At 70.5% G+C, this 15,719-nt stretch carries 18 protein-coding genes; 9 read left to right on the plus strand and 9 right to left on the minus strand.

Annotated elements, in window-relative coordinates; genetic code table 11:
- Positions 1-5: 5 nt before the first annotated feature.
- Both HUG10_RS04965 and HUG10_RS04970 read right to left on the minus strand, forming a co-directional pair.
- A complete protein-coding gene (locus HUG10_RS04965) occupies positions 6-854 on the minus strand; it encodes an ATPase (protein WP_179168504.1) in 849 nt (282 codons plus the stop codon).
- Complete coding sequence (locus tag HUG10_RS04970) at positions 851-1,141, minus strand: DUF5827 family protein (RefSeq protein ID WP_179168505.1); 291 nt, start codon at positions 1,139-1,141, stop codon at positions 851-853. Before HUG10_RS04970 ends, HUG10_RS04965 begins: the two co-directional genes overlap by 4 nt.
- A 268-nt stretch (positions 1,142-1,409) precedes the next feature.
- Here HUG10_RS04970 and HUG10_RS04975 point away from each other — a divergent pair, with 268 nt between their 5' ends.
- On the plus strand, positions 1,410-1,820 hold the full coding sequence (locus tag HUG10_RS04975; RefSeq protein WP_179168506.1) for a DUF7522 family protein: 411 nt from the start codon (positions 1,410-1,412) through the stop codon (positions 1,818-1,820).
- Between the two features lie 50 nt (positions 1,821-1,870).
- Here the strand turns inward: HUG10_RS04975 and sod are convergent, their stop codons facing one another.
- Positions 1,871-2,473 (minus strand): superoxide dismutase, encoded by a 603-nt coding sequence (sod, locus tag HUG10_RS04980; RefSeq protein WP_179168507.1) that lies wholly within the window; start codon positions 2,471-2,473, stop codon positions 1,871-1,873.
- Between the two features lie 145 nt (positions 2,474-2,618).
- On the opposite strand from sod, the gene HUG10_RS04985 reads away from it, so the two are divergent.
- Entirely contained in the window at positions 2,619-3,776 is a 1,158-nt protein-coding gene (locus tag HUG10_RS04985) for an MFS transporter (RefSeq protein WP_246310218.1), read from the plus strand.
- A gap of 1 nt (position 3,777) precedes the next feature.
- On the opposite strand, the gene HUG10_RS04990 is transcribed toward HUG10_RS04985, so the two are convergent.
- Positions 3,778-4,392, minus strand: a complete 615-nt coding sequence (locus HUG10_RS04990; protein WP_179168509.1) for a DJ-1/PfpI family protein — start codon at positions 4,390-4,392, stop codon at positions 3,778-3,780.
- A gap of 97 nt (positions 4,393-4,489) precedes the next feature.
- On the opposite strand from HUG10_RS04990, the gene HUG10_RS04995 reads away from it, so the two are divergent.
- The gene (locus tag HUG10_RS04995; RefSeq protein ID WP_179168510.1) at positions 4,490-4,630 is read left to right on the plus strand and encodes a hypothetical protein; all 141 of its coding nucleotides are present in this window, start codon (positions 4,490-4,492) and stop codon (positions 4,628-4,630) included.
- Here the strand turns inward: HUG10_RS04995 and HUG10_RS05000 are convergent, their stop codons facing one another.
- Positions 4,631-6,049: a cryptochrome/photolyase family protein gene (locus HUG10_RS05000; RefSeq protein WP_179168511.1), complete on the minus strand. Its 1,419-nt coding sequence runs from the start codon at positions 6,047-6,049 to the stop codon at positions 4,631-4,633.
- 113 nt (positions 6,050-6,162) lie between these two features.
- On the opposite strand from HUG10_RS05000, the gene HUG10_RS05005 reads away from it, so the two are divergent.
- Positions 6,163-7,161 carry a TIGR04024 family LLM class F420-dependent oxidoreductase gene (locus HUG10_RS05005; protein ID WP_179168512.1) on the plus strand — a complete coding sequence of 333 codons (999 nt, stop codon included), beginning with the start codon at positions 6,163-6,165 and terminating at the stop codon, positions 7,159-7,161.
- A complete protein-coding gene (locus tag HUG10_RS05010) occupies positions 7,158-8,255 on the plus strand; it encodes a winged helix-turn-helix domain-containing protein (protein WP_179168513.1) in 1,098 nt (365 codons plus the stop codon). Before HUG10_RS05005 ends, HUG10_RS05010 begins: the two co-directional genes overlap by 4 nt.
- On the opposite strand, the gene HUG10_RS05015 is transcribed toward HUG10_RS05010, so the two are convergent.
- From HUG10_RS05015 to HUG10_RS05025, 3 genes are all read right to left on the minus strand, one after another.
- A complete protein-coding gene (locus HUG10_RS05015) occupies positions 8,225-8,833 on the minus strand; it encodes an Ntn hydrolase family protein (protein WP_179168514.1) in 609 nt (202 codons plus the stop codon). The genes HUG10_RS05010 and HUG10_RS05015 overlap by 31 nt on opposite strands.
- A 106-nt stretch (positions 8,834-8,939) precedes the next feature.
- A complete protein-coding gene (locus HUG10_RS05020) occupies positions 8,940-9,614 on the minus strand; it encodes a 6-hydroxymethylpterin diphosphokinase MptE-like protein (protein ID WP_179168515.1) in 675 nt (224 codons plus the stop codon).
- A gap of 137 nt (positions 9,615-9,751) precedes the next feature.
- Positions 9,752-10,897: a dihydropteroate synthase gene (locus HUG10_RS05025; protein ID WP_179168516.1), complete on the minus strand. Its 1,146-nt coding sequence runs from the start codon at positions 10,895-10,897 to the stop codon at positions 9,752-9,754.
- Positions 10,898-11,075: 178 nt separating this feature from the next.
- Here HUG10_RS05025 and HUG10_RS05030 point away from each other — a divergent pair, with 178 nt between their 5' ends.
- Positions 11,076-11,747: a hypothetical protein gene (locus HUG10_RS05030; protein ID WP_179168517.1), complete on the plus strand. Its 672-nt coding sequence runs from the start codon at positions 11,076-11,078 to the stop codon at positions 11,745-11,747.
- Positions 11,744-12,580: an RNA methyltransferase gene (locus tag HUG10_RS05035; protein WP_179168518.1), complete on the plus strand. Its 837-nt coding sequence runs from the start codon at positions 11,744-11,746 to the stop codon at positions 12,578-12,580. The genes HUG10_RS05030 and HUG10_RS05035 overlap by 4 nt, the downstream gene beginning before the upstream one ends.
- On the opposite strand, the gene HUG10_RS05040 is transcribed toward HUG10_RS05035, so the two are convergent.
- Positions 12,581-13,024, minus strand: coding sequence for a MaoC family dehydratase (locus HUG10_RS05040; RefSeq protein WP_179168519.1), 444 nt, complete (start codon positions 13,022-13,024; stop codon positions 12,581-12,583). It abuts the gene before it with no gap.
- A gap of 207 nt (positions 13,025-13,231) precedes the next feature.
- On the opposite strand from HUG10_RS05040, the gene HUG10_RS05045 reads away from it, so the two are divergent.
- The gene (locus HUG10_RS05045; protein WP_179168520.1) at positions 13,232-14,953 is read left to right on the plus strand and encodes a glutamate--tRNA ligase; all 1,722 of its coding nucleotides are present in this window, start codon (positions 13,232-13,234) and stop codon (positions 14,951-14,953) included.
- A 210-nt stretch (positions 14,954-15,163) separates the two neighbouring features.
- Complete coding sequence (locus tag HUG10_RS05050; RefSeq protein WP_179168521.1) at positions 15,164-15,619, plus strand: DUF5804 family protein; 456 nt, start codon at positions 15,164-15,166, stop codon at positions 15,617-15,619.
- Positions 15,620-15,719: the final 100 nt, after the last annotated feature.

The following is a 15,719-nucleotide window of genomic DNA, read 5'->3' on the forward strand; positions in this document are numbered from 1 at the left end:
CTCGACTACTCCCCCGCGACGCCGAGCAGCGCGTCGTATGCTGACCGATTCGCGTCGGAGACAGAGTCGGGGTCGGCGCGCTCCGGCCCCGACAGCGCGGGGAGCGCGTGGGTCGAGACGGGGTCGACCATCCTCGTCACTGGCTCGACGCGCTCCTCCAGTTGCCCCTCGGCGTCGCTGCCGGCGGCGGCCGCTCGCGCAGCCTCCCAGCGGTCGCCGTCGTACACCCGCGCCCGACCGGGTTCGACGGCCGCCACCGCGTCGTAGTCGACGCCGGCGCCGGGAAGCGGGTCCGCGACGTCGCCGTACGACTCCACGAGCGCCGCGTCGGCCGCGCGGACGCGCTCGGCCACGCCTTCGAGCGCCGGGAGGTGGATCGCCTGCATCGCGTCGTTGAACGCCTCGACCGAGTCGACGTCGCGCGCGTCGGCGACCGGCAGTCGCTCGCGAATCGGGTCGGGGAGGTCGACGTTGGCGTTGCGGACCCACGTCGTCCCGTCGGGGGTCGACACCCGGTCGAGGAGGAACGTCCGGTTGGGGTCGCCGAGCATCCCCGTGCGGCCGGGCGTCGGCCGCCAGAGCCGGTGGACCGGGTTCCGTTCCTCGGGGACGCCGCCGGCGACGTCGGTGAGCCGACGGACGTCCTTGCCGTACAGTCGACCGTCCGCGGTCGCGGCCAGCACGTCGTCGTGGTCGAACCAGTAGTCGTTGCCCGCGCGGGGCTTGAACGGCTCGACCGACCGACCCGAATCCGGGTCACCGACCCCCTCCGCGGCGAGGCGGGCCGCCAGGCCGACCGCGAACGTCGTCTTCCCCGCGTCGACGCGGTCGCCCCCGGCGACGAGCAGTCTCATTCCTCGTCGTCGAGGTCGCCGGCCTCCTCGCGGCCGTAGTAGCCCGGTTCCTCGTCCGTCCGGGGCTCGGCGACGACCAGGTCGTCGGCGTGACGCATCACCCACGGGATGGTCCAGTCGAGGAGGATCTCCTCGGTCCCCTCGTCGATGTTCGCGTCGGGTTCGAGCCCCTGGAGGAGGCGCGCGATCTCGTAGACGGTGTACATCTGATCCTCCTCGAGGAGCTCCTCTGGCGTGTAGAAGTCACAGGGGTGGAGTTCCTGGAACTCCGACTTCGGTGTCGGCATGCCTGGAGGTAGGACGCGCGCCCCGTAAATACCGACGGATGCCCTCCGCGCCGTGTCCCGCCTCGCGGCGCTCCCGCCCCCACGAGGGCACGGTTGCAGCGAATCCTGGGTCTCCACCGTACGCAGCCGTAGCAGTTCCTGAGGTATCGGAGCGGACGGACGAACGTGACGGTGAACGAGATCAGACAGGACGGATGGACGGGACGCGTGTCGGACGCGTTCGCGGACCCGAACGGTTTTGACCCGAGATGGAAAGGCGTACCGTAGCATGGACGAGGCGAAGGACGAACTGATCGCGTCGCTCCGGGAGTTCGGCGGCGACGCCCTCCGGGACGCGTGGCTGTTCGACGAGGAGACCCACGAGTCGCTGTACGTCCGCGAGGACGTCGAGCGTCGGGTGGCGGACGTCGACGTGTCGGGATACCTGGACAACGAACGGTACGGGTACGTGACCCGACGGACCTTCGAGGAGCTCCACTACACCGGCTACAACTACACAGTCAGGGGGTTCGACGCGTTCACGCAGTTCAGGACGTTCCTGCTCGCGGGCGATCGCCGTATCGGACTGCTCGCGAGCTTCGACCCCGGCGAGAACTACGACTTCGACGACCTCTCGAACCGGATCGAGGACCTCGCCGAGGGCGCGGACCGGTTGGAGCTCGGCGGGAGCGGCGGCTGAGCGGTCGGGTCGAAAGAAAGTGGAGGTCGACGCAGTCGTCGTCGAACGACTTACTCGAAGAGCTCGGTAGCCTGCTCGTACCGGGACGACGGCTCCTCCCAGTCGACGACCTCGAAGAACGCGTCGATGAAGTCGCCACGGGCCGGGCCGTAGTCGTAGTAGTACGAGTGCTCCCAGACGTCCAGCGCGACGAGTGGGTGGCTGCCCCAGAGCGCGCCCTGGTCGTGCTTGTCCACGACGACGTTCTGCAGCTGGTTGCTGAACGAGTCGTAGACGAGCAGCGCCCAGCCGCTCGCGTTCTTGGCCGCGGCCTCGAACTCGCCCTTCCAGGCGTCGTACGAGCCGAAGTCCTCCTCGATGCGGTCCGCGAGCGACCCGGACGGCTCGTCGCCGCCCTCGGGGCTCATGTTCTGCCAGAACAGGGTGTGCAGGATGTGCCCACAGCCGTTGTGGGTCACGTTGCGGAGCGCGCTGCCGGAGGAGCCGAAGTCGCCGGACTCGCGGTTCTCCTGCAGCGTCTCCTCGGCCGAGTTCCAGCCGTTGACGTAGCCCTGGTGGTGGGTGTCGTGGTGCCACGTCAGCACCTGTTCGGAGATGTGTGGTTCGAGCGCGTCGTAGTCGTACGGAAGGGGATCGAGTTCGTGTTCGCTCATAGAGTCACCTCGTCCGGTAGATGGTTCGGATAGCTGTTAAATGTTGAGAAAGGGTTCGGGAATCCGTCACACGGGAGGCCCAGCGCGCGCGAACCCATCGGGCCACATCGAAGGTGAGAGGACCCCTCACCGCGAACGCCTCCCCGTGCGCGAATGGCGCGGCGTCGGGATGGTCGGCGGGTGGCAGTTGACCGCCAGCCTCTGCTTTTATGCGGTGTTCGCATCGACCGGGTTCATCCGCGAGGGGTTCGGTCTCTCCGGCTTCCTGACAGGTATCGCCGTGACGGCAGTGATGCTCGGCTACACCGTCGCGCTTGCCGGTGCCGGCGCCGCGGTCGACGCCTACGGCGAGCGCCCGGCGATGCTCGCGGGGCTGACGCTGCTCGGCGTCGGCATGGTCGCCGTCGCGGTCGCGCCGACCTACCCGTGGCTGCTCGCCGCGCTCGTCTTCGTCGGGATGGCGTACGCGACGGCGATGCCCGCGACGAACCGCGCCGTGCTCGTCGTCGCACCCGAGGGGCGGCGCAACATCGCGATGAACGTGAAGCAGGTCGGCGTCACCGCCGGGTCGGGGCTCTCCGCGCTGCTCGTCACGACCGCGGGCACGAACGGCGACTGGCGCACCGGCTTCCTCGTCGCGGCGGCGGTCGCCGGCGTCGTCGCCCTCGCGTTCGGCTGGGACTACGAGGGCCGGCCGGGAAGCGGCGTGCTCTCGTTCCCCGACGTTCACGGGCTGCTCGACGTGGACGGCTACCGGGGGTTGCTGCTCGCGGGGGTGTTCCTCGGTGCGGCGGTGTTCACCACCACGGGCTACCTCGTCGTCTACATGCAGGACAGCACCGTCGCCGCGGCGGCCGGCTTCGCCGGGGCGACGTTCGCGGGCGTACAGGTGACCGGGAGCGTCGGTCGCCTCGCCGGAGGGGCGATCGCCGACAGGCTCCCGGGCCAAGCGGACGCGAGCGCGCTCGTGCTCGTCGCACAGGCGGTCCTCACGGGCGTCGGCTTCGTCGCCGTGGCGCTCGCCGGTGCTCCCGTCTCGGCCGCGGTCGCCTTCCTCGCGCTCGGACTGTTCGTCCTCGGCTTCCCAGGCGTCTACTACGCCTGCCTCACGGGGCTCGTCCCGGACGACGAGGTCGGCGCGGCCACGGCCGGCGGCCAGGCGGCGATCAACGTCGGCGGCCTCCTCGCGCCGCCCGCCTTCGGCTACCTCGCCGACGCAATCGGCTACGCCGTCGGGTGGTACGCGCTCGCTGTCGTCGCGCTGCTCGCCGCGCTGTCGGTGCTCCCCGTCGCCAAGTCGTGAGTCAGTCCGCGGGCTGCGGCGTGTACGCCTCGTGCTGGCGTCGGTACTCGAGAACGGTCGCCACCGCCTCGGCCACCTCGGCGCCCGCCTCGCGCTCGACGACGTGGAGCGCGAGGTCGAGCCCTGAGGTGACGCCGCCCGCCGTGAGCACGTCGCCGTCGTCGATCACCCGCTCCTCCCGCACGTCGGCGTCGGTCCCTCGGAGGTCGTCGATCGCGCCCGCGTGGGTGACGGCCGGCCGGCCGGAGAGCAGCCCCGCCTTCGAGAGCAGCATCCCGCCGGTACAGACGGAGGCGACCCGGGCGCCGGCGTCGTGGTGCGCGGCGATCGCGTCGGGGATCTCCCCGCGCTCGTACTCGGCCCACGCGCCGGCCTCGCTCCGGTCGTTCCAGCCGCCGCCAGGAACGACCAGGAGGTCCACCTCGCCCGGGTCGGGGAGGAGGCCGTCGACCTCGACGCGCATGCCGTGGCTGGCGGTTACGGGCCCGGTGCCGTCGAGCGAGACGAGCCGCGCGTGCAGGTCGGCGCCCTCGTCCTCGGCGTAGCCGAACACCTCGAACGGACCGACGGCGTCGAGTTCGTCGAACCCCTCGTACAGCAGAATCGCGACGTCCATACCCGACCGTGGCAGGCCGGAGGGAAAGCCGTATCGCGGTCGGCAACGGCGGGGCCCGATCGAAACGGTTGACGAGACCCCGTCCGTGCGCCGACACATGGGTCGCTGTCCCGGCTGCGAGTCGGAGATCCGCGAGGTCGTCGAGAGCGACACCGACGCGCGCTACAACGGCGACGCGACGGTGTGGGAGTGTCCGAGCTGCGGCGCCATCCTCGGGGTGTCGGAACGCGGCGTCTGACTACCCGCCCGACCCGTCGTCCCCGCGGGCTCGCTCGAACATCCCGATGGCCGCCTCGCGCGCCTCGGCGTGGTCGACGATCGGGTGCGGGTGGTCGGCCGTCCGCTCGCGCTGCTCGTCGGTGAGGTCGGGCCAGCCGTGGACCTCCTCGGCCGGGATCCCCTCGAACGCGGGGACGTACTCGCGGATGTACTCGGCGTCGGGGTCGTAGCGCTCGCCCTGGGTCGTCGGGTTGAACACGCGGAAGTACGGCTGGGCGTCGGTCCCGGTCGAGGCGGCCCACTGCCAGCCACAGGAGTCGTTGGCGGCGTCGTGGTCCACGAGCAACTCGCGGAAGTGGGCGTACCCCTCCCGCCAGTCGACCCGGAGGTCCTTCGTGAGGAACGACGCGACGATCATCCGGACCCGGTTGTGCATGTACGCCTCCTCGCGAAGCTGCCGCATTCCCGCGTCGACGATAGGAAACCCCGTCTCGCCGACCTTCCACGCCCGCAGCGCTTCGGGGTCCTCGCGCCACTCGATGGGGCGTTCGTACGTCCGAACGTTCTCGGACACGACGTTCGGGTTCGCCCATAGAACCTGCGCGTAGAACTCCCGCCAGGCGAGTTGCGAGCGGAACTCCTCGACCGACTCGGCGGCGCCATCGTCGGGCGCGTCCGCCGCGGCCGCCTCGACGGCCTCGGACACCTCGCGCACGCCGATCGTCCCCCACTTGAGGTCCGCCGAGAGCCGCGAAGTCCCCTCTCTCGCCGGGTATTCACGCGCCTCCTGGTACTCGTAGATGGGTCCGTCGAGGAAGGCATCGAGCCGATCGTGGGCAGCGTCGGTCCCGACCCTCTGCAGGACCGCGTCGGGCTCCGCGAAGCCGAGGTCGTCGAGATCGGGGAGCGGGTCGGCGGGGAGGTCGTCGGCCGGCACGAGCGACTCCGGGCCGGGCGCCGGGTACGGGTCCGCCTTGCTCCGGTCGCGCCACTTCTTCCAGAAGTAGCTGTACACCGAGTACGGCTCCCCTTCGTTCGTCGTGATCGTTCCGGGTTCGTGGTGGACGGCGTCGTGGAACGCCCTCGCGACGAGGCCGTCGTCCTCCAGCGACCGTCGGACCGCCGCATCGCGCTCGCGCGCGAGCCCGGAGTAATCCTCGTTCCAGTACACTCCATCGGCGTCGTGGTGGGAGGCGAGCCGGGGAAGCTCCTCTGTCGGGTCACCGCGGACGACGAGGAGGTCCGAACCGAGACCGCGGTACGTCGCGCGCAACGAGGCGAGGGCGTCCAGCATGAACCGGACGCGGGTCGCGCCCGCGTGTTCCAGGACGCCGTCGTCGACGACGAAGGCCGGGAGGACGGTGTCGTCGGCCGCGGCCGCGGCCAGCCCCCGGTTGTCGGCGATCCGGAGGTCCCGCCGGTGCCAGAAGACGCGCATGCCAGACAGGACGGCCGCGTCGTTCCTAACGCTACTGGACCGGCACCACCGCGGAGGGGTGGCACGTCGAGGAGGGGGGAGGTTTCTTACGGGTCGCCCGGTTCCAGGGGGGTATGACGCAGTTCGACGTGTCGTTGCCCGTCGCCGCCCAGCCCTCGCTCGACGATATCGTCTCGCTCGCCGAGACCGCGGAGGGTCACGGCTACGACCGCGTCTGGCTCCCGGAGACGTGGGGCCGCGACGCGGTCACCACGCTCGCGCTCGTCGCGGAACGAACCGACGAAATCGGTCTCGGGGCGTCCATCCTCAACGTCTACTCCCGGTCGCCGACGCTCGTGGGCCAGACCGCCGCCAGCCTCCAGGAGGCCAGCGACGGCCGCTTCCGCGTCGGCCTCGGCCCCTCGGGTCCCGCGGTGGTCGAGAACTGGCACGGCGTCGACTTCGACGATCCGCTGAAGCGCACCCGCGAGTACGTCGAGGTCGTGAAGCGCGTCCTCTCGGGCGAGGAGGTGCGCTACGGCGGCGACGTGTTCAGGCTCGGCGGCTTTCGACTCCGCCAGGGCGCCCCCGACCCTGCCCCGCCAGTCGACGCGGCCGGGATGGGCCCGAAGTCCGTCGAACTCGCCGGACGCTTCGCCGACGGCTGGCACGCGCTCATGCTCACGCCGGACGGCCTCCGCGACCGCCTGGACGACTTCCGGCGCGGCGCGGAACTGGGAGGCCGCGACCCGGACGACGCACGGGTGACGCTGTCGCTCACCTGCTGTGTCGACGAGGACGGCGACCGCGCCAGGCGACTCCTCCGCCAGCACCTCGGCTTCTACCTCGGCGGGATGGGCACCTTCTACCGCGACGCGCTGGCCCGGCAGGGGTACGAGGAGACGGCCCACGCCGTCCACGACGCCTGGAACGACGGCGACCGCGAGGCCGCGATGGCCGCGCTCGACGACGACCTGCTCGACGACCTCGCAGTCGCCGGGACGCCCGAGGAGGCGAACGAACGGCTGGCCGACTACGCGGAGATCGAGGGGGTCGACGCACTCACGATCGGCTTCCCCCGCGGCGCCGAGGACGACGACATCCGCGGGACGATGGAGGTGCTCGCGCCGTGAGTCGCGGGGTCGACGGAACCTCCGACGATACCACCGACCACGATGCCGACGGGGGTGGCCTCGACGACGGGGTTTCAGACGGCGAGCGCGGGTCGGCCCCCGACGACGCCTTCGCGGCGCTCGGGAACGCCACCCGGCTCCGCGTGCTCCGGACCCTCGCGAGCGCCGACGAACCGCCGACGTTCACGGAGCTGTTCGAGGCGACCGACGAGGACACCTCGGCCGGCTTCGCGTACCACCTCCGACAGCTCGTCGACCGTTACGTCCGGAAGGACCCCGAGACGGAGGGATACCACCTCACCTACGCCGGCAGGCAGGCCGCCCGCGCGCTCGCCGCGGGCACGTACACGGAGCGGGTGAACCGGGACCCGGAACCCGTCGACGGCGACTGCCCGGTCTGCGGGGAGGCCGGGCTGGAGGGGCGGGTCGCGGACAACTTCCTCGCCGTCGGGTGCGTCGACTGCGGGACGGAACTCCTCTCACTTCCGTTCCCGCCGAACGGCGCGCGCGATCGCGACGCGGACGGGGCGCTCGCGGCGTTCGACGCCTACCACCGGAGCCGGTTCCGCCTGCTCGCCGACGGCGTCTGTCCGGACTGCGCCGGCCGAGCGGGGGCGGGAATCGAGTTCGTCGACGCCCCCGACCTGCCGGGGGAGGACCGCCGGCCGACGCTCGACGGTTCGTGTGCCGACTGCGACTTCCGGGTTCTGGCGCCCGTCTCGCTCGCGGTCCTCGACCACCCGGAGGTCGTGGCGTTCTTCCGGGAACATGACCGGTCCGTCCGCGACCGACCGCTGTGGAACCTCGGTCCGGAGTGGGCCGAGACGGTGCTCTCGACCGACCCGCCGGCCGTGCGGGTGTCGGTCCGACTCGACGGGGACGAACTCCGCCTCCTGGTCGGCGAGGGGCCGACCGTCGTCGACGTGGAGGGGTTCGAACGCTCCCCAGACGACGGGGACCCGTCGCGGTCGGCGGACGGGACGGACGAGGGCGACGAGGCGGACGGGGCCAGCGAGGAGGACGGGAAAGAGGCGGGAATGCAGCCCGGGAACGACGCGGAGGATTACGACGCGACGGCGGCCGGGTCGTCGTAGCGGTCGAGGTCGACGCGCTCGCCGTCGACGACCGCGACGTTCAGGCCGTCGCCGGAGGCGAGGTCGCGCTCGGAGGCGGCGGCGACGGCCCGAGCGGCCACCGAGCGCGCCTCCGCGACCGACAGACCGTCGTCGTACTCGCTCTCCAGTACCCCGTACGCCGTCGGTCCGCCCGACCCATCGGCGGCGTACGGCTGGTCGAGCACTCCACCGGCGGCGTCGAACGTGTACAGGTGCGGCCCGTCGGCGTCGACGCCGCCGAGGACGTGCTGGACGCGCAGGGGGTTCTCGCGCATCGTGTTCGCCGTGAACGTCGCCAGCGCGGGGATCGACATCCGCTCGTTGCGGCGCGTCTCGTACAGTCGCACCTCCGTCTCGAGTTTCGGCACCAGCGCCTGCGCGTCGCCGACGGCGCCCGTGAACGCCAGCGCCGCCCGGTCGCCGACGGGGAACACCTTGTCCGCCCGCTTGCTCGACACCATTCCACTCACGCTCGCGCGACGGTCCGACGCGAGGACGACGCGCCCGTCAGCGACGAGGCCCACGATGGTCGTTCCGAACTCGGTCTCCTGAACCATGCTCCCCGCTCGGCCGGCCGCCCGGATAAGTGTCCGCTAAAATATACTTTAGTCGGCGGGTCGCCGTCGAGCTTCCGACGCATCGACGGGGCAGGCGGCCCGACGTTCAGAGCGACTCGATGTGGGCGCGGCGTCCGTCGAGTACCGCGAACTCCTCGCCGCGACGACGTTCCAGGAGGTGGAGCAGGCGTTCGGCCCACCGGAGCTTCCTCGCCTTCTCATCGGAGACGCCTGGGTCGTCGAAGTCCCAGCCGATGAACCGGAGTTCGGCGGCGTCGAGCGCGTCGGCGAGGAACGCGGCCCGGTCGCCGTCGGTGAAGCCCCCGAAGTTCCGAACCGGGCCCACCGGCTCCGCCTGGGTCGTCGCCAGCACGTGTTCCGCGTCGTACCGCGGCATCCACTCCTCGACGAGGTCGCCGTTGTCGCCGTGCGCGTGTGCGACGACCGGCGCGCCGCGCTCGGTGCGGTCGAGTCCAGTCTCGGGGTTCTTGTCGAGATCCGTAATCATGGCGTCGACCGCGACGCCGGCGTCGACGAGGCGGTCCGTTGCGGTGGAGGCGGCGAAGACGCGGTCGGCGTCGCTGGCGCGGTCGAGTTCGACGTCGAGCGAGGGGCCCGACCCGGCGACCGCGACCGTCAGCCCCGAACAGTCCAGCCGGTCGAGGTCGAACGGTTCGGCCAGCTCCGCCATCCGATTTCGGACGGACTCGTCCCCGACCCTGTCGTAGCCGAAATCCGCGAGGATCAGCTCGTACGTCGGCTCCCACTCGGCGAACTCCATGGTCGTGACTGTGGGATTGTCGTCGCCACTCGGCGGTTAAAGATACGGTTTGGGCCGGTAGTGCACTCAAGTACCCCTACCCGTAGTGCCCTTCCGGCTTCCAGCCGCTCGTACCGGCGCAGATGGTATAAGTTTTCTCACTCGTCCGAGGACCCGAATGTGGCAAGCGCGGCGTCGAGAGGGTCGGAGACGCCCGATGCCGCCCGTGAAGCGCGTTCGAGCGCGGCGGGCGTTCCCACGAGTAACGCGGCCGCCTCGTCGGCCCCGATCACGGCGACGGCGCGGGTCTCGGCCGCCGCCGCACGGAGGGCGCCGGTCTCGGCGGGGGAGAGCCCGTCGAACTCGAACACCCGCGTCACGGCGTCGGCCGCGACGGCCGGTTCGCCGCCGAGCCGATCCACGTGGCGGGCCGCCTCGCCCGGCGTCGTCACGTCCAGTTCCTCGACCGAGACATCGTCCTCGCGGCTTACTCGGCGCCGGGCGAACTCCTTCCCGATCAGCGCCGCGTCGCGCGTCTCGGCGACGTCGTGGGTGCGGATCACGTGCGCGCCGCGCTCGACGGCCATCGACGTTGCGGCAAGCGAGACGGGGAGCGCCCCCTCGGTGTCGCGGCCGGCGACCTCCCGGAGGAAGTTCTTGCGGTTGATGGAGACGAGGAGCGGCCGGCCGTAGCCGCGGAACTCCCGAAGCCTGCGGAACGTCTCGCGGTCGTCCTCGAGCGTCTTCGCCTCCGACCAGCCGCCGAAGGCTGGGTCGAGGATGGTCTTGTCGGTGAAACCGTTCCGCGCCAGCGCCTCGTAGATGTCGTCCACGTCCTCGACTGCGCCGGGTCGTTCGAGGTCCGGCGGCGACGCCATCTTGACGACGGCCGCGTCGTGCTCCTCGCACACCCGGGGCATCTCCGGGTCGGCGAAGCCGCAGATGTCGTTCACCGCGTCGAACCCCCTGGAGAGCGCCGCGTCGGCGACCTCGTGGTAGCGCGTCTCGATGGAGAAGACCGCGTCGCCGGAGACAGACTCGATGGCCTGAATGGCGGTGTCGAGCCGGTCAAGTTCATCCTCGGCCGTCAGCACCTCGAATCGCTTGTTCGCAGTCTCGAGCCCGACGTCCACGATGTCGGCGCCCTCGCCGACCAGTTCCTCGTCCACGTAGGCGGCCGCCTCGCCGGGGTCGTCGAAGACGCTGGGCGAGTACGGCGATTTCTCGGAGACGTTGAGCACGCCCATGATCCGGGGCGGGTGTTCGTCGCCGATCTCCAGCCCGGCGGCGTCCACGGTTCGCATTGGCGGGCGGTCGGGCGGGCTGTGCTTCGGTGTTTCGGTCCCGGACGCCGGAGCCTGTACCGGGAAACTCGACGCACCCGCCGCTGGCCGACCGGCTGGCGCGGCTCCGCGAACTGGAACGGGAACTGGAGACGCGCTAACGCGTCGTTTATGCCGGCGGCCCCGCTACCCTCCGATAATGGGCAAGGTGAGCATCGGCCTGCGCGGCTGGCGCTTCGACGAGGACGATCTCTTCACCGACGAGGGCACCTGGCGCCCCCTGGAGGAGATCCCGAAGGACCCGCGCCACCGGCTGGTCCGCCTGCAGGTCGTCATCGGGAAGCCGTGCGACGCGTGCTACCTGATCCACGGCGAGGCGGAGAAACAGCGGTGCCGCGAGGCGGCGATCGTCTACGGCGAGCCGCTGGAGGAGATCCTCCTGTGTGCGGAACACGAACCCGACTTCCTCTACTGGTTCCGCGAGGAGGGCGGCGAGCGGCTGGCGGGCGAACCGGAGCTGAGAGACGAGTTCCACGAGTGGTTCGCGGACGGCGGACGCGCACCCGACGGGTACGCCGGCGTCGAGCACGTCGAGACCGACCCCGAGGGGCTACCGGACCTCCCGAGCCCCGAGGAGATCTACGAGCGCGAGCAGGAACTCCTCGAGGACGAGCGGGCCGACTTCGACCCGAGCGACGCGAGCGCCGTCGCAGAGCGTGGCGGTGAAGGTGGTGAGTCCGACGCCGACCGAACCGAGGACAACGAAGTGGACGAAGTCGAGGAGACGGACGAGGCCGACGAAACCGACGACCAAGGGGAGGACGACCTCGACCTCGACGACCTCGATCTGGACCGCGAGTACCCCCGATGAGCGACGGTGCGCGGGGGGACGGGAGCAAGTACGTCGTCGTGGTCGTCGAACCCGAGACGCCCGGCAACGTGGGGACCATCGCGCGGGCGATGAAGAACTTCGGCCTGTCGGACCTGAAGCTCGTCGATCCGCCCGAACTGGAGGAGGACGGCGAGGCGTACGGGTTCGCCGGCCACGCGCGGGAGGACGTGCTCCCGAACGCCGAGACGGTCACGTTCGACGAGGTCGTCGAGCGCTACCACACCGTCGGCTGCACGGCCATCACCGGCGAGGACGCCCGGCGGCACGTCCGCTTCCCGTTCCGCACGCCGGCCGAACTCCGCGACTCGCTCGCGACAGTCGAGGCGGACACGGCGCTCGTGTTCGGGCGCGAGGGGTGTGGGCTGAACAACGACGAGCTGGCGCGGCTCGACGAGATCTGCTCCATCCCGGCGAGCGAGGACTACCCCGTCCTCAACCTCGGGCAGGCGGCGACCGTGACGCTGTACGAACTGCGCGACCTGTTCCTCGCGGGGACGCAGCTCCCGGACGTGGAGCACGAACGGGCGGCAGAACCCGACGTCGAGCGGCTGTACGAGCAGTTCTCCGCGTTCCTCGACCGCGTCGAACACCGGGACCACAAGCGCGAGCGGACCGAGCGGCTGGCGCGTCGGCTCGTCGGACGCGCGCACCCGACCGAGAAGGAGGTCAGCACGCTCACGGGCGTGTACCGGAAGGCGACCCGCGACCTCGACGAGGCCGACCTCGACCGCGGGTCGAGCGGCGGGAGCCGCGGGGACGACCGGGACCGCCGAGCGAACCCGGGCGGCGGGGTCGAACCCGACTCGGAGTAGTCAGTCCTCCCGCCGGAGGTACATCACGTTGCTGACCATGGAGAACACGAGTTCGTCGTCCTGATTGTACGTCTCCGTCCGCGCGCGGATCAGGCCGCGTTCCGGGCGCTCCGGGGTCGTCTCGAGCACTTCGTTCTCGATGCGGAGCGTATCCCCCGGCCGGACCGGCTGCCACCACCGGAGTTCGTCCACGCCCTTCGCGCCGATGGAGGCGGCGTCACCGAACGTGCCGTCGACGAGCAGGCGCATCGTCATCGAGGCGGTGTGCCAGCCCGAGGCGATGAGCCCACCGTAAGGGGACTCCTCGTCCGACCGCTCCGGGTCGACGTGGAACCACTGCGGGTCGTACTGCTCCGCGAACCGGAGGATCTCCTCGCGGGTGACCTCGTAACTCCCGTACTCGTCGGTGTCGCCGACGGACACGTCCTCGAAGAACACGGTCATACCCGTGCGAACAGTGGGCTGGTGTATCAACGTTGCCCGTTCCGGGTGCCGCGCCGGTACGGGCACCTTAGGGAAACGTTAGCAACTGAATTCGGGCGAAACGTCGACACCCATATCTACCGACCGGCCGACCCTACTCGTACCCCTACCCGAGTGTGCCCGTCCGTTTCACGCCCCTTTTTGGTACGGCCGGCGAAGCCGTCACCAATGGACGAAGACCTGCGCGAGCGCGTTCGCTCGGCCGCCGAGACGGCCGCGCTCTACAACGCGCTCAAACACGGTTCGGACCCCGAGGTGGGCGCCGTCATGGGCCCGCTGATGGGCGAGAACCCCGAGTTCCGGCCGCACGGCGACGAGATCCCCGGCGTCGTCGCCCCCGTGGCGAACGAGGTCGCCGGCATGGACGAGACCGAGCGCCGCGAGCGACTCGCCGAACTGGCTCCCGAACTGCTCGAGGAACTCGACGCCGAGGACGAGGAGGACGAGCACCCGCTTCCCGACCTCCCGAACGTCGAGGAGTACGACGAGGTGCGGATGCGGGCGGCGCCGAACCCGAACGGCCCGTGGCATATCGGCCACGCCCGGATGCCCTCGGTCATCGGCACGTACGCCGAGCGGTACGACGGCCACTTCCTCGTCCGCTTCGACGACACGGACCCGGAGACGAAGCGCCCGGACCTCGACGCGTACGACGCCATCCTCGAGGACATCGACTTCCTCGGGTTCGAGCCCGACGAGGTGCTGCGGGCGTCGGACAGGCTGGAGACGCACTACGAGCACGCCCGTGAACTCATCGACCTGGGCGGCGCGTACACCTGCTCGTGTCCGGCCGAGGAGTTCCGAAGCCTGAAGGCCGACGCGGAGCCGTGCCCCCACCGCGACAAGGACGCCGAGACGGTCCGCGCGGAGTTCGACGCCATGGTCGCGGGGGAGTACGGCGAGGGCGAACTCGTCCTCCGCGTCCGGACCGACATCGAGCACAAGAACCCCGCGCTGCGCGACTTCGTCGCCTTCCGCGTCGTGGAGACGCCCCACCCGCGCCCCGAGGCGGCCGACTACCGGGCGTGGCCGATGCTCGACTTCCAGTCGGGCATCGACGACCACCTGACGGGCGTCACCCACATCATCCGCGGCATCGACCTGCAGGACTCCGCGAAGCGCCAGCGGTTCGTCTACGACTACTTCAGGTGGGAGTACCCCGAGGTGCTCCACTGGGGGCACGTGCAGGTCGACGAGTACGACGTGAAGATGTCCACCTCGACTATCAAGGCGCTCATCGACGAAGGCGAACTCGACGGCTGGGACGACCCGCGCGCGCCGACAATCCAGTCGGTCCGCCGTCGCGGCATCCGGGGCGAGGCGCTCGTCGAGGCGATGGTCGATCTGGGCATGTCGACGAGCGACGTCGACCTCGCGATGTCGGCGGTGTACGCCAACAACCGCGACCTGGTGGACGACGTGTCCGACCGCCGGTTCCTCGTCCGCGACGGCGAGGAGTTCGCCGTGACGGGCGCGGACCGACCCGCGGCCGGCCACCCGCCGCTCCACCCCGACCACGACGAGCGCGGGACCCGCGACATCCCAGTCGACGACGGGGTGCTGCTCGAACCCGACGACGTCCCCGCCGACGGCGAGCGCGTCTGGCTGAAGGGGTACGGCTGTCTCCGCCGCGACGGCGACGCGCTGGACTGGACCGGCGACGACATCGACGCCGTCCGCGAGGAGGACGTGCCGGTCGTCCACTGGGTAGGGGCCGACGACAATGTCCGCGTTCGCCTCCGGACCATCGACGGCGACGTGTACGGCCGCGCGGAACCGGGCTACGCGGACTACGAACCGGACGACCTCGTGCAGTTTGAGCGGGTCGGGTTCGCGCGGTACGACGGGGTCGACGAGGCCGGGACGGTCGCGTACTACGCGCACCCCTGACGGGCGGATTCGGTTCGAACATCGCGTTCGCGGTGACGTTCCTCACGATTAGTCCGAAACGCGAGCGAGGAGCGCAGCAGCGGTCGCGGGAGCCGAGCACGCGGGGGCTTTCGAGGTCACGGACTTCGAAGTCCTCACGTATCGAGTGTGAGCCCACGCGACCCCAAATAGGAGCGTAACCGCTTTCCCGCAGCCGGATAACCCGCGAGTATGCCCACGGTGTGTCTCGTCGGGGACCCGGAGGTGGAGCTCCGGTACGAACTCCTCTCCCGGGAGACGGCGCGCGACGCCCTCTCGACCTACGACCTCGCGTCCCCGTTCGAGAACAGCATCGCCGTCGAGACGGTGAGCCTCGGCGCCGCCGTCTCGCTCCTCAACGACCTGAACTGGTACCTCGTCCGCTTCGTCGACGAGGCGTTCGTTCGGGACCCCTCCATCTCCGACTCCGAGTGGCTCTCGCGCCGCCTCGCGACCGAGGTCCGAAACGACGCCGTCCGCCCCGAGGAGACCGACCGGTTGCTGAAGGTATTCGGCGTCGAGGACGGCAGGCTGGTCGAGCCGATGTTCCTCGCGCGCAGCGACGAGGCGCCGCTCCCCGAGTACGACCTCCGCGACGTCGAGGAGACAGTTCGGGTCCGGGTCACCGAGGACGAGTTCGAGGGATGACCGTCCCACAAGGGGTGACTGCCCGACCGAGGGTAGAATCGATCCGGTGAAACGGGTACGAACTGTCGGCTGTGGGCCTCCGATCTGTTGTGAGGATGTG

Source organism: Halorarum halophilum, assembly GCF_013401515.1.
GTDB lineage: Archaea > Halobacteriota > Halobacteria > Halobacteriales > Haloferacaceae > Halorarum > Halorarum halophilum.